This window comes from Treponema sp. UBA753, assembly GCF_002297325.1.
In the GTDB taxonomy this organism is placed as follows: Bacteria; Spirochaetota; Spirochaetia; order Treponematales; family Treponemataceae; genus Treponema_D.
Genome location: NZ_DBKJ01000036.1, coordinates 1 through 13,379, shown reverse-complemented (window position 1 = coordinate 13,379; position 13,379 = coordinate 1). Strand labels below are relative to the sequence as shown.

The 13,379-nt window shown below is 42.4% G+C and carries 13 protein-coding genes; 2 read left to right on the top strand and 11 right to left on the bottom strand.

The features are described 5' to 3' along the window. Positions 1-2: 2 nt before the first annotated feature. From B4C08_RS02700 to B4C08_RS02685, 4 genes are all read right to left on the bottom strand, one after another. Entirely contained in the window at positions 3-698 is a 696-nt protein-coding gene (locus tag B4C08_RS02700; protein WP_295796194.1) for a response regulator, read from the bottom strand. An 86-nt stretch (positions 699-784) separates the two neighbouring features. Continuing rightward, positions 785-2,848 (bottom strand): EAL domain-containing protein, encoded by a 2,064-nt coding sequence (locus tag B4C08_RS02695; protein WP_296662548.1) that lies wholly within the window; start codon positions 2,846-2,848, stop codon positions 785-787. Positions 2,849-2,919: 71 nt separating this feature from the next. Beyond that, on the bottom strand, positions 2,920-3,183 hold the full coding sequence (locus B4C08_RS02690) for a Txe/YoeB family addiction module toxin (protein WP_296662546.1): 264 nt from the start codon (positions 3,181-3,183) through the stop codon (positions 2,920-2,922). Further along, positions 3,180-3,455, bottom strand: a complete 276-nt coding sequence (locus B4C08_RS02685) for a type II toxin-antitoxin system RelB/DinJ family antitoxin (protein WP_296662544.1) — start codon at positions 3,453-3,455, stop codon at positions 3,180-3,182. Before B4C08_RS02685 ends, B4C08_RS02690 begins: the two co-directional genes overlap by 4 nt. 411 nt (positions 3,456-3,866) lie before the next feature. Here B4C08_RS02685 and B4C08_RS02680 point away from each other — a divergent pair, with 411 nt between their 5' ends. After that, positions 3,867-4,559: a DUF6261 family protein gene (locus tag B4C08_RS02680; protein ID WP_296662543.1), complete on the top strand. Its 693-nt coding sequence runs from the start codon at positions 3,867-3,869 to the stop codon at positions 4,557-4,559. A 333-nt stretch (positions 4,560-4,892) separates the two neighbouring features. Here the strand turns inward: B4C08_RS02680 and B4C08_RS02675 are convergent, their stop codons facing one another. The 7 genes from B4C08_RS02675 to B4C08_RS02645 all read right to left on the bottom strand — a co-directional run bounded on the left by B4C08_RS02675 (position 4,893) and on the right by B4C08_RS02645 (position 11,995). Then, the gene (locus B4C08_RS02675; protein ID WP_296662561.1) at positions 4,893-6,188 is read right to left on the bottom strand and encodes a leucine-rich repeat protein; all 1,296 of its coding nucleotides are present in this window, start codon (positions 6,186-6,188) and stop codon (positions 4,893-4,895) included. A 213-nt stretch (positions 6,189-6,401) separates the two neighbouring features. Continuing rightward, positions 6,402-7,517, bottom strand: a complete 1,116-nt coding sequence (locus B4C08_RS02670; RefSeq protein WP_296662541.1) for a hypothetical protein — start codon at positions 7,515-7,517, stop codon at positions 6,402-6,404. A gap of 218 nt (positions 7,518-7,735) precedes the next feature. Next, on the bottom strand, positions 7,736-8,395 hold the full coding sequence (gene phoU / locus B4C08_RS02665; protein WP_296090536.1) for a phosphate signaling complex protein PhoU: 660 nt from the start codon (positions 8,393-8,395) through the stop codon (positions 7,736-7,738). A 45-nt stretch (positions 8,396-8,440) separates the two neighbouring features. Next, on the bottom strand, positions 8,441-9,196 hold the full coding sequence (gene pstB, locus B4C08_RS02660; RefSeq protein ID WP_296662540.1) for a phosphate ABC transporter ATP-binding protein PstB: 756 nt from the start codon (positions 9,194-9,196) through the stop codon (positions 8,441-8,443). After that, complete coding sequence (gene pstA / locus B4C08_RS02655) at positions 9,189-10,025, bottom strand: phosphate ABC transporter permease PstA (protein WP_296662538.1); 837 nt, start codon at positions 10,023-10,025, stop codon at positions 9,189-9,191. Before pstA ends, pstB begins: the two co-directional genes overlap by 8 nt. A 157-nt stretch (positions 10,026-10,182) precedes the next feature. After that, positions 10,183-11,034 (bottom strand): phosphate ABC transporter permease subunit PstC, encoded by an 852-nt coding sequence (gene pstC / locus B4C08_RS02650; protein ID WP_296662536.1) that lies wholly within the window; start codon positions 11,032-11,034, stop codon positions 10,183-10,185. A gap of 82 nt (positions 11,035-11,116) precedes the next feature. After that, a complete protein-coding gene (locus B4C08_RS02645; protein ID WP_296090543.1) occupies positions 11,117-11,995 on the bottom strand; it encodes a substrate-binding domain-containing protein in 879 nt (292 codons plus the stop codon). Between the two features lie 512 nt (positions 11,996-12,507). Between B4C08_RS02645 and B4C08_RS02640 the strand changes: the two genes are divergently transcribed. Beyond that, a complete protein-coding gene (locus tag B4C08_RS02640) occupies positions 12,508-13,281 on the top strand; it encodes a phage late control D family protein (RefSeq protein WP_296662534.1) in 774 nt (257 codons plus the stop codon). Positions 13,282-13,379 lie beyond the last annotated feature (98 nt).

Below are 13,379 nucleotides of genomic sequence, written 5' to 3'. Positions count from 1 at the left end.
TATTATTCCTCGCAAATTCTGTAGCCAACGCCGCGCAAAGTTTCAATGAACGGATTTAAGCTTTCCGGACTGTCTCCGATTTTTTTTCTTATGCCTAGAATCTGAACATCAATTGAGCGGTCTGTTACAGGATAGCTTGAGCCTTTTACAGCGTTGATAATCTGCTGGCGGCTAAAAACCTGCCCTTTGTGGCGCGCAAGAAATTCAAGAATAGAAAATTCCGTTGCGCTAAGTTCCACTTCTTTTCCGTCCTGCGTAACTTTGTGCTTGAGCGGTGAAATTACAAGCGAACGGATTTTTATATCCTCGTCTGAATTTGAGCGGATTGAATTTCCCTTTCTGCGCAGAACACTTTGGATTCTTGCAAGCAGAACTTTCGGGCTGAACGGCTTTGTTACATAGTCGTCCGCTCCAAGCTCAAGCCCGGTTACAATGTCGGAATCTTCTGTCTTTGCTGTAACCATGATGATTGGAATGTCCTTTATGGAACTGTCATTTCTGATAATGCGGCAGATGTCTAGCCCGCTCATGTCTGGAAGCATAAGATCAAGAATTATGAGATCTGGATTTTTGTTGCGGCAAAGTTCCAGTGCCTGCTGTCCGTTTTCCGCCGTGAATGTTTCGTACTTTTGTTTTTCAACATTGTATTTAATAAGCTCGCGGATTGGCTCTTCGTCATCTACAATAAGTATTTTCATAGTAATTTCATTATAGAACAAACGCACAGGTTTTCAATATTTGGAATGTTAAAACTCTGTTAAATTTTAACACGCCTTTTATTTTTTCATTCGCCAAGATACTTAAGAATAATAACTGTAAGGTCGTCGCGCAAAGGAACGGCTTCTGTAAACGCCTCGAACACATCGATTAAATATTCCAAAAGCTGTTTTGCGCTTGTTCCTTGAGGAGCTCTTGCAAGAATCTTTTGAAGAAGCTCAATGCCAAGCTCATCTCCTGCAAGGTTTCGGCTTTCTGTAAGGCAGTCCGTGAACATTATGTAGCACGAGTCTTTTTCAAGCGGAATATCTACGGTTTCAAAGTTGTCTGGCAATCCTTCAATTCCAAGAAACGAGCCTCTGAAACTTCCGTCCGTACCGCCTGCAATTGAAACTTTTCTTTTATTGTCCAGACAAAGCAAGTCAGTGTGCCCGGCATTCACGTATTCAATTTTATTGTCCTTTATGCGCAGAAGAATTCCTGTAAGATAGTTTTCAACATTCGCCTTTTCCTTTATGAGTTTTTTGTTGAACGTTCTTGCAAGCTCGCTAAGCTCCTCGTTTTTATTTTCGCGGAAAGTGTCCTTTGCAAGATATTTGGAAAGAATTCCCACAAGCCCGGAAGCAACTCCATGCCCGGAAACATCGAACAGCACAGCACCGTTCAAGCTGCCTTTTTCATCATAGTAAAAGTCATAGACATCGCCAGAAACAGAAGCCATGGGTTTAAAAATATATGCGCAGTCCCACTTGGAAGTTTTTGGCGCGCGGCTAGGGTAAATGCTTTTCTGAACAATCTCGGCAAGCTTTAAGTCGCGCAGCTGCATTGCTTCCTGCTCCAAAAGCTTTCTTGTTGTCTTGTTAAGCTCCTGCGTGCGTTCAAGAACTTCAACATTAACGATGATTTCAAGCAGGTCCTTGAATATTACAACGCCAAAATAAATTCCGTTCTGCTCAACGACAATCGGATCGTAAAGATGCTCTTCTGCACGGGAAGCTGCCTTGGATGCAACAACTTCCACCGGCTCAAAAAACTCAACCGCAAGATAGTCCGTAACCATTAGGCGCGAAATGGGCTTTTTGGAATAAATGCTGAATCCGTACTGAGTGCCTAAAACCTTAAACAGCGTAATGCGCGGAATAATTCCTATGACCTTGCTTGCTGTGTCCACAACTGTAAAGATTGAAATTTCAGGGTTCGCATCAAAGAGGGCAAGAACGTCCGCAACTGCCATTGTTTCTGGAATCGTCATGCCTTTTCTTGTGATTTGAGAAATCGGGCGGCTGTCTTGCTTTATTCCTTCTGTGGGGACAATTCCCTGTGGCTTTTTCTTTGCGCTGCTCTTTTTTTCTTCAACGAACTTTGCGCTTTTTTTGTTTTGGTACGAAATTATTCTTACAAACGCTTCTTTGCTTGTCTTGGTAAAAACGCGTTCCGGCTTTCCTGTAAAAAATCCCTGGGCGTAAGGAATGCCAAGCTCCATAATTGCAGCAAGGTTTTCTTCTGTTTCAACTCCAACGGCAATCAGCTTTATTCCAGAGTTTTTGCAGAACGCGCTCAGGCTTCTTACGATTTCCTTTTTTACTTTGTCTTTGTGAACTGACTGAACCAAATCTATGCTGATTTTTATAAAGTCCGGATTCAGTGTGCAGATTCTGTTTAGCGCGGCGTGGGATTCTCCGATGTCGTCAATTGCGAGCTTGAGCTTTTCTCTTTTAAAATGCGAAACGGCATCGCAAAGCTTTTGTTCCGAGCCTGTGAGCTTTTGGCCTGTTATTTCAAACACAATGCTTGACGGCTCTATTCCGTTTTTTTCAAGCTTGCTTTTGATGTAGTTTTCCTGAAACTCTTCTTCCATGAGAACGTTTGGATTTATGTTCAGGAACAGCTTGCGCTTGAGCCCCAAAGCTCTTGCAGTCTTGAGCGCGGACTTTATGCACTTTTTTTCAAGCTGCCATGAAAGGCTTGCGTCCTCGGAAATTTTGAACAGATTTTTTATGCTTCCGATGTAAACCGACTCGTCAATTCTAGTGAGAGCCTCGTAAGCAAATACGTCTCCAGTTTCCAGCGAGACAATCGGCTGAAAAACAGTGTAAAGATTTTTGCTAGACAATATTTCATCAAAGTTCATGCAGGCATTATTTGCGCCGAGTGTTTTGTCTTTGTGTTGATTGTGTTAAAAATCAGTTTGAAGTGCGGGGGCTATTTATCGTTGTAATGATTCTTGCACTGATAGATTTTTATGCTGTCTCCATCGATTTTGTAGACAAGGCGGTTTTTCTCGTCAATTTCGCGGCTCCACCAGCCTGAAAGATTTCCCTTCAGCGGCTCAGGATGACCAAGCCCTGTGTTTCCGTTGCGTTCGATGTCGGCAAGAAGCCTTGAGATTTTTTTCAGCGTCTTTTTGTCCTGATTCTGCCAGTATTCAATCTGCTCCCAAGCCAAGTCATAGAATTCTTTCTTCATTCAGCCATCATGTCAATTTCCTCAATCGAATGTTCTGAAAAATGAAGCTTGCCTTCGTCGTCAAGTTTCTTGAGCTGCTCAAGGTGGCGGATGTTCGCCGGGCAGTAAAAGCTGTCGTCTCGTGCGGAAAGCTCGAACGGAATGCGCTGCTCGTGAATCACCGCTTTAACAAAAACGTTGAATGCCGCGGAAACCGAAAGGCCGATCTTGTCGCAGATTGTGGCAAATTCATTTTTGTCGTTCTGGTTAAGCCTTATTGTAAGATTTGTCATATTGCGCCTCCTGTTGCTACAAATATATGTCTGTTTTAATGCAAAATCAAGTGCAAATGATGTGATAAATTGATTGTTTATAAAAACTTAGACAATAACATGAAAATTTAAGGTGGAGAGTAATATTTCCCTAACATAATTATTATGATTTTTATTAAAAACATTTATTATTTACTACAATCACGGTGATTTTTTGTAAAATTATTTGTTTTCTTGTAAAATCACAGTGATTTTTATTAAAAATATTTATTTTCTTCAAAAATCATTATGATTATTTTAAAAAATATGTTATGTTTAATAAAATTATTTTGATTTTTTTTAAAAATATTTATTTTTACACATAATCATTTTGATTTTGTTAAAAAATATTTGTTTTCTGTAAAAATCATGGTGATTTTGACTGGAGGAGCGATGAATAAGCTTAGAAATTCAATTCATGTAACGGCGGCGGACGGGCTTTCGGACTATTTTGTGCGGCTTTACAAGGATTTTGGAATTGAGGACAAATTTCTTGCGGAAACGTTCAGCGAGATTGAAAGGCTTTCCGCGGAAATTACTACGGCGATTATGCAGGACACGGTGAAAAGTTCTCTTTCGGAAAAAGACAAGGCGCGCAATGAGGAAATCAGGAAGTTGAATGCGCTTTTAAAAGGATACGCGGTGTTTCCTTCTGCGGAAAAAAGAGAGTGCGCAAAACATCTTCTTGCTGTGTTTAAAAAGTACGGTCTTAAAATCACTTCGGAAAACTATTCGTCAAAGTCTTCGCTTATTGAAAGCATGCTGGAGGATTTTTCAAGGGAGCAGGAAAAAAATGACGCTGCGGCTTTGGAAGGCGTGGCGGAACTGATTCAGGCTTTGCGGAATGCCGAGGATGACTTTTACAAGGCGAACGATGAGTTTGTGCGCAGCAGGGCGTTAAAAAACGAAAGCGCGTATTCCATAAAGGGTAGGCTTGTGCGCACAATAAACGAAAAACTTGTTCCGTATCTTTCTGCCATGTCGATTGCGGACAATGCCGCCTACGGAAACTTTGCGCAGAATGTGGAACGCCAGATAAAAAAACTGAACAGCGCAGTCCCGAAAACAAAAAAATCCACGACGTGATTTCAATGTCATTGCCGTGCTACGACACGGCAATCTCTACTTTGGCAATGGCACTTCATTTTGTCATTCCCCGGCTTGATTTCAATGTCATTCCCGCACTTGATGCTGCGATGTTGGCGTAGCAAACTAGATCAAGAATCTCCACACCTGAGATTCTCCGGTCGAGCCGGAGGATGACAAAACACACTGCCATTCCCCGGTGTATTACCAATGTCATTCCCTTGCTTTGACACAAACTCCGTGTCATTGTCCGGCTTGACCGGGCAATCTATCCACACGAGATTGTCGGATCAAGTCCGACAATGGCAAAGGTCAAGCACGACAATGACAAGTCTACTCGCCTGTTGTTGGCTCTATTCTGCCGTCGGTGCAGATTATGGTTGCTCTGGACAGCGCGATGTTTGCGTTTTCTTCATCGCTTGAATTTCTGGTATCTATGCTAATTGCTTCCCAGTCGGATTTTGTGCCTTTGTAGTTTACTGTCTTGAGGTTTGTACATAAGCCGAATGCGCCTCTGCTTATTTCTGTAACGCTGGCGGGAATTGTTATGCTTTCCAGCGAGGAGCATTCATAGAAAAGTGCTGTTGACAGTTTAGTTACACCGTCCGGAATCACGATGTTTTTAAGGCTTTTGCAAGAAAAAAAAGCCAGAGATTCGCCAAAAATAGGCTGCTCTTCAAATTCTTTCAATGTGGAAGGAAGCGTTATATCTACAAGCGAACTGCAATTGTAAAATACAGAATATCCTAGAGTTTCCACTCCCTCGGGAATTACGATTTTTTCTAGTGAACTACAGTTATAAAATGTACTAGTGAGTTTTCTCAATGATGAAGGAAGCGACACATTCTTCAGGCTTGTACAGAAATCAAAAATGATACCAAGCTCCGAAACACCTTCTGGAATGACAATTTCCGTCAGGCTATAACAGCAAAGAAAAGCATAATTTCCAACAGAATCAAGAGTTTTTGGCAGAACCACATCTACAAGATTTATACACATGTTAAATGCATAGCTTCCAATACTTTTGACGCTTTGAGGAAGAATGATGCCCGAAAGATTTTCACAGTTAAACTTAGACCTGCCATTGAACGCATCAGCAGGAACCGCCGTAAGGTCATCAGTTCCGCTCAGGTCAAGTATGATTCTTGCATCCGGATAACTTTGCTGCAACGCCCAGAGCGCCTCCTGCATTTGAGAAAGAGTATCTCTGTCGGTCTTTGCGATGCAGTCCGCGACGTTTCCCACAATGCTTACCGTATGCACGCCGCTTTCTGTAATGCTTTGGATTTTTTTGAGCGCATCCTCAGCCGTAAGCCCCCACTTTGAGTAGAGGGTGATGTTTGAGGTCAGCGTGATTTTTTCGCCAGCCGCGTAGTTTTTGCCGGTCGCATTCGGTTTTGTGTTCCAGCCTGCAAAAATGTAGTCAAATCCGTCTTGTGTAAACGCAGTTCCGGCAGGAAGCGTGATTTCCGTTCCGGCAACTTCGGTAATGTTTTGCAATTCGCCAAGATTTCCGCCGTTCGCGTCAAGAGTTACGGTGTAGGTTGGAAGTGCTGTCTGTTCATCATCAGAACTTCCGCTTGAGCCGTCGGAACAGGAAGGGAATGTAAATGCAAGGCTAAGAGCCAGAATGCAGGCTAAAATCCAATGGGGGGGGGTGAACGTTAAGTTTCATTTTGTTTCCTTAAAAAATAGAATTTTGTTGTATGTCTATAATTATAATGAGTTTATTTGAAATGACAACTTAAACGGCAAAAAAAATGAAAAAAAATCCGCATGGCAAAGGAGGCAAGCCATGCGGACAGGTTGTTTTGTCATTCCCTTGCTTGACAAGGGAATCTGTTATTTCTTATTTATGAACTTGCATTTCCAGCTGAAAGGAATTGAGAACTTTGTAAGTCCGTCGCTTGTAAGTTCCATTCTTACGCCCATGTCCAGATCTCCCATGTTCTGTGGAAGCGCAAATGTTGCGTAAGGGTAAACTGTTGTTGTGTAAGCATCGTCCCATCCAATAACTGTGGCTTCTGTTACAGCAAGCGAAAGTGTTGTGGCTTCTGTAAGTGCGTAGTTTGCAAGGAGCTTTGCCTGGAACGGAATTCCCTTGTCGCCTTTGTCGTTTTTCAAGTCGCTTGTTTTGTATTCCTTGTCAATGTACTTGCTTGAAAGTCCTGAAACAACATCAGCGTAAATTGAAAATCCTGCGTCCTTCATTTCGTATCCTGCTGAGAATGTGAGTGCGTATTTTGTTTCTTCTGGAATGAAGTCTGTGTCGTTTGCGTTGTATACAAAGCCAAGGTTGAGCATCATGTTCTGGATGCTGTTGATTCCAGCGAACAAGCCGAATGTGCGGTCGTCGTTAGTTACGCTTTTTGCTGTTGCTCCGAAAGTTACGAGGTCTTTTGCTGCGTACTGCGCTCCGAAGTCAAGGCGGTACTTGTCGTTGTTGTCGTATTCTGTGTTTCCTCTTATTCCGCCGGAAATCTTAAATCCTTCAACTGGAAGAGCTACAACTGCAAATCCGTTTTCTGCCATGCGTCCCCATTTTGGCGTGTCGTCTGCCGCTCCAAGGTAAGCTGCGTCTGCTGTAATTTTTGTAAAGAATTCGTTTCCGAGCGCAAGCTTAATCTGTTCAAATGGTGAAAAGCGAACAAAGCCACGGAGTCTTGTTGTGGATTCTTTTCCGTTGAGCTTAAGTCCGTAAGTTTCCATGCGGACTCTTCCGTCAAGTTTTTCAGAAGAAAAGTCGAGCTGAAGCCTGTTGTCTACGTGGGCTTCTTCGTTTTCAAATCCGTCGTCCAAATCTCCGTTGTCTTTTACTTTTCTGTTGAACTCAAGAAAGTCTCCGTTTCCTGTGTTGTCGTCATTTGCCCCGAATGTGTTTGTGAGCGAAACTTTCTGTGCGAAAACTGATGCGCATACAAGAATTCCTGCAACGGATGCAGCCAAAAGTTTTTTCATAAGATAACTCCTATCTTAAAGATTTGCTTGATGAAATCTGCAATGTTTTTGCTTTTGCAGATTTATTTCTTTGTTGGCAAAAAAATAAAATTCTTCTGTTTGATTTTTGTTAGATTAAAATAAACTTTTGGTGAATTTTCGCTTACTGTTTTTTCATAAAAAAATCCCCGGTTGTCCGGGGATTTTTCTGGCGGCTTGAAATGGTTCAGCTTTGCTTTTTATTCCTGCTGCGCGTTCTTGGGTCCTACTGCCATCTGTGTGCATTCAGTTATGTTTACGGCGTGGTCTCCTATGCGCTCAAGATATTTTGCAATCATCAATGTATTGAGAGCTTTTTCGCCGAATGCGCGGTCGTGCTTTGTTTTTCCAGACATCATGTCCAGAATATCGTTTTTGATTTGTATAAAAAGATCGTCCGCCTGGTCATCAAGGTCTGCAATTTGCTTGGCAAGTTTCACATCCTGTTTGATAAAGCTTTCCACGCTGCCTGTTACCATGCGAATTATGCAGTCCGCCATTGCCGCGATGTGAGAGTTGAAGGCTTCGAATGGAATTTGCGTTTTCTTTATGAGTTCTGCAATATCGCTTCCTTGGTCTCCGATTCTTTCCATGTCGGTGATTACTTTGATTGCCGCGCTTATTGTTCTAAGGTCGCTTGCTACCGGCTGCTGCTGCAAAAGAATTCTCATGCAAAGATTTTGAATTTCTTTTTCCATTATGTCTGTCTGTTTTTCCGCCTGAATTGCGCGCTCTCCAAGTTCTGTATCTCCAAGTAGAAGCGACTGGGTTGCAAACGTTATGCAGTCTTCGCAAAGTGTTCCCATTTTTTTTAAGTCTTCGTGCAGTTCATTTAGCTGCAAGTTAAAGTTGTTTCTCATCTTTTTCCTCTTGTAGAAATTTCTGCTTTTCTGTTTTGAAAAATATCAGCCGAATCTTCCTGTGATGTAATCTTCCGTTTTTTTGTTTTTTGGCGCGCTGAATATTTGTTCCGTCTGTCCGTATTCAATCACTTTTCCAAGCAGAAAGAATGCCGTTAAGTCGCTTACGCGGGTTGCCTGCTGCATGTTGTGGGTTACAATTACAATTGTGTATTTGCTTTTTAACTCAGCGATTGTGTCTTCTATTTTGCTTGTGCTGATTGGATCTAGCGCGCTTGTAGGCTCGTCCATCAAAAGCACTTCCGGTTCTATTGCAAGAGCGCGTGCAATGCAAAGGCGCTGCTGCTGTCCGCCGGAAAGTCCTAGCGCGCTTTTGTTCAGCCTATCTTTTACTTCGTCCCAGATTGCCGCGTCTTGAAGGGCTTTTTCAACGATGTTGTCCAACTCGCTTTTGCGTTTGATTCCGTGAGTGCGCGGACCGTAAGCGATGTTGTCGTAAATGCTCATTGGAAACGGATTCGGTTTTTGAAATACCATTCCGACTTTTTTTCTGAGCAGGTTTACGTCTATGTTTTCAAAAATATTTTCGCCGTCTATTAAAACTTTGCCTTCTGTTCTGCAGCCTACAACAAGGTCGTTCATTCTGTTGAAAGTTTTTAGCAATGTTGATTTTCCGCAGCCGCTTGGTCCGATGAACGCTGTAACCATGTTTGCAGGAATTTCAAGATTTACATCGTAAAGAGCTTGAAAGTTTCCATAGAATAAATTTAAGTCTTGGACTGATATTTTGCTTTTATTCATTTTTGTTTTTCCTTGTGATTATTTTTTCAAGAAGAGAACTTAGCCAGTTCAAAATTAGAACTATTGCAAGAAGAATTACCGCCGTTGCATAAGACTGTCCTGTTGCAAGACCTTCGCTCCAAAGCGCATACAAGTGGACTGCGAGAGTTCTTCCGCTTTGCATTCCGCCTGCAATCCGCGCGACTGTTCCTGCTGTATAGATTAAAGCTGCTGTTTCTCCAACAATGCGTCCTGTGCCTAATACAATTCCAGCTATTATTCCGGGAACTGCAGAAGGCAGAACAATGCAAAATACAGTGCGGAGTTTTCCGGCTCCAAGCCCGAAGCTTCCTTCTCGGTAGCTGTCGTTTACGGAAAGCAAGGCTTCTTCTGTTGTGCGAACGATTACCGGGAGAATCATAATCGCGAGCGTGCAGCATCCGGCAAGCAAAGAAAATCCCCAGTGCAGGAAAGTTACAAAAAACAAAAATCCGAAAAGTCCGTACACGATTGAAGGAATACCAGACAATGTTTCTGTTGCAAGTCTGATTGCCTTTACGATTTTGCTTCCGCGGTATGCGTATTCGCTTAAATAAATTGCGGCTCCAATTCCAATTGGCACTGCTATTGCGAGCGTTATTGCTGTTGCCGAAAGCGTGTTTATCAATGCCGGAAAAAGCGAGCTGTTTTCGCTTGTGTACTTTATACTGAAAAGCGACAAATTTAAATTTGGAATTCCTCTTGCAAGAATGTAGATTACGATTCCGCACGAAATTGCAATTGTAAAAATTCCAGCTCCAAGCACAAGCGTCTTTAGAACTTTTGACTGAAATGTTTGCGAAGTTTTCATCTGCTACTCCCATAAAAAGTCAATGAGAAAGTTTCAACTTTCGATTTGACTTTTTAAGCAATTCCGCAACGTAGTGAGAAATTGCAGTTGATAAAAAAGTTTGCAACGCAAACTTTAAAAGATGAAAACTGACGACATTTTTGACTGTTTTCATCTGCTACTCCTTCTTTTCTTTTAAGAGTGAAAAGCACAAGTTTATAATCAAAATGAAAATAAACAGAATTACAGAAGTTGCAATGAGAGCGTCTCTGTGCAAGTCCGCGGCGTATCCCATTTCAAGAACGATGTTTGCTGTAAGCGTTCTGATTCCTTTTACAAGGCTGCGTGGAAGAATCGCCTGGTTTCCTGCGACCATGATGACTGCCATTGTTTCTCCAACAGCGCGTCCCACTCCAAGAATTATTCCTGCCATGATTCCGCTTTTTGCCGCTTTGAGTTCAACAAGAAAAATGCTTCGTTCTTTGCAAGCTCCTAATGCGAGGGAACCTTCAAAGTAAAGCGAAGGAACAGCCCGTATTGAAGATTCGCTTACACTTATTATTGTTGGAAGAATCATTATCGCAAGGACAATCGAAGCGGCAAGAATTGAAGTTCCGTTTCCGCCGAACGTATTTCTGATTGCAGGAACTATAACTGTAAGGCCGAAGAAACCGTAGACTACAGAAGGAATGCCAGCCAAAAGTTTTACGCCGCTTTCAAAAAAGCTGTAGATTTTCTTTGGACAGTAGCGTGCAAGAAAAACCGCTGTAAAAAGCCCGAGCGGAACTCCCAGAATTAATGCCCCGAGCGTTACCGTAATTGAGCCTACAATCATCGGGAAAATTCCGTAGAGGTCTATGGAAGGTTTCCACTTTAAACCAAAGATGAAATTCTTTAGTCCGATTTTAAGCATGGCAGGAACGCCGTTTGCAAACAGAAAAATGCAGATTGTTATTGTAGCCGCGATTGAAACGCACGCTGCCGCAAGAAAAACGAATCGCATTGTCTGTTCTATATATTTGTTTTTCATAATTTACTGCTTTTAAAAGAACTGGATTGCAGCGCTTGTCCGAACTGGATTTGCACTGCAATTTTTGTTTACGATGTGGAACTTATTTTACATCGCCCCATTTTGAAATTGTTCCAATATACAAGTCTTTGACTGACTGAATCGATGCGCTTTCTGTTGGGTTTTCCTTGTTGATGATTACTGCGATTCCGTCTATTGCAATTTTTGTCTGAAGCGCGCCTTTTGCTTTTTCGCTATCTTTTAATTCACGGCTTGCCATTCCGATTTCACAGACTCCGTTGAGCGCACTGTTTACGCCGGTTGTGCTGTCCGACATCTGGACTTCAATTTTGATTTCCGGGTTCAGTTTTTCGTAGGCTTCAGCAAGTTTTTCCATTACAGGAGTTACGCTTGAAGAACCAGCCACAGTGATTTTTCCTTTTTTGCCAGTTGCAATATAAGCCGGATTTTGAGCTGCGCTGATGTAGCCGTTGGCTTCAACAATTGCTTGTCCGTCGCTTGAAAGAATGAAGCGGATAAAATCAGAAGCGTTTTCTGAAAGTCCGGTTTCTTTTGTTACGATGTTGAACGGGCGGGAAATTTTATAAGTTCCGTTTTTAATGCTTGAAACGCTTGGAGAAACTCCTTCAATTTTTAAAGCCTTTACAGTTTTGTTCAGAGAGCCTAGAGAAACATAGCCAATTGCGTATTTGTTTCCTGCAACTGAAGTGAGCATTACTTCTGTGCTGTTTGTAATGTCGGCTTCTTCAGAAGTGAAGTCAACTTTTTTGCCTTCCGCGTTTTTCATTTCAATTCCGAAAAGCTCAACAAATGCGCCTCTTGTTCCGCTTCCTTCTTCGCGGCTTATAAGAACAACGCTTTTCTTTCCGAAGTTTTTGTCTTTTTTAGGAGCGGCAAATAATGTTCCGCCTAAAACTGCCAGTGTGATTGCGCTGAGCGCAGCATACATAGTCTTTTTCATAGTTCAAACCTCCGTTCGGTTTTTTGTTTTACGATGAAAAATCTAAAGAGGCTGTGTTTTTTGAAGGTTATTGAATTGTTAGAATTGTGTTAATTTTTAATAGAAGTGAATTTTGTTGCTGAATGCGCAAATTGAATAAGCGGAAAGAAAAAGAAAACAGCAACGACCCATGCTGAGCGATGTGCTTACGCCCCAGATAAACTGTAGCGTAAGGCATAGCAGCCTGTACCTTTAGAAATCAGATACAATTACTAAAGTGTTAAGCACCATAATCTAGTTGCATTACATTGTGAATCTAATTTGATTTTTTTTGAAGTCTAGTTAGGTTTAGAATTGAGCGCGCAGGATATAAACTCAAACTGATATTTAAAACACGAATACTCCAAATATCATGCATAAATTCTAAGCATATAAAGCTAAAAGGTCAAGATTATTTTTTAGCTATTAACTAAATCGCCAAGCCATTGTATAATTCATTGTATATAAAAAGATAAAACAAGAGGTGTTGCAAAATGCCAGGAGAGAACAGAACACTTACGCCGGTCTGGATAGCCTATGTTGACGGCAGGCGCCTTGACACAGGCTACGAGGGCGCGCTGAAAAGAATCCATATACATGACAGGCTAGACTTTGCCGGGACTGCGAGCATTTTGTTCGGAAGTTCACCTTTGGACTTTTGCAACGACGGCACATTTGCCATAGGAAGCGAGGTCTCAATACACCTTGGATACAAGGATGACGTCCATGAGGTTTTTGCCGGCGAGGTTACAGGATTTGCGCCGCGGCTTGATGAATGCAGCTCTCCCCCGACGGAGGTAAAGATACATTCAAAGCTCCTTAGGCTAAACAAAGGAACAAGATGCGCATCGTTTGAGCATAAGACGCCTGCAGGCATAATCAGGGACATAGTGCAAGGATACAATCTGAATGCCGACGTGGAGGAGTTCGGCCCTGAATACAGCTATATCGAGCAGAAAAATTTCACTGATTATGGCTACATCATGTACCTGGCGGGCAAATACGGAAAGACAGTCTACTGCCACGGAAACACTGTCTACGTAAAGACAGAGATAACACCGACAGATGACGATGTGGTCCTTGAATGGGGAAAGTCCCTGATTTCAGCAAGGACAAAGACAGACCTTGCCGCACAGCTCTCCGCGGTAACTGCGACAGGCTGGGACATGAAGGAAATGCGCAGGCTTCACTGCGACAGCCACGATGAAGGATGTGCCTCTGAAGATCGGCGGAGAATATTGCTGGGAGGACAATGCAAAAGGCTATGATCCCCATAAGGTTGAGCAGCTATGCTCCGGGAGCTTTACAGACGGGAAGAACGCCATGGAGGTTGCGAGAAGCGTTCTTCTGGGCAGGTCGATGCAGT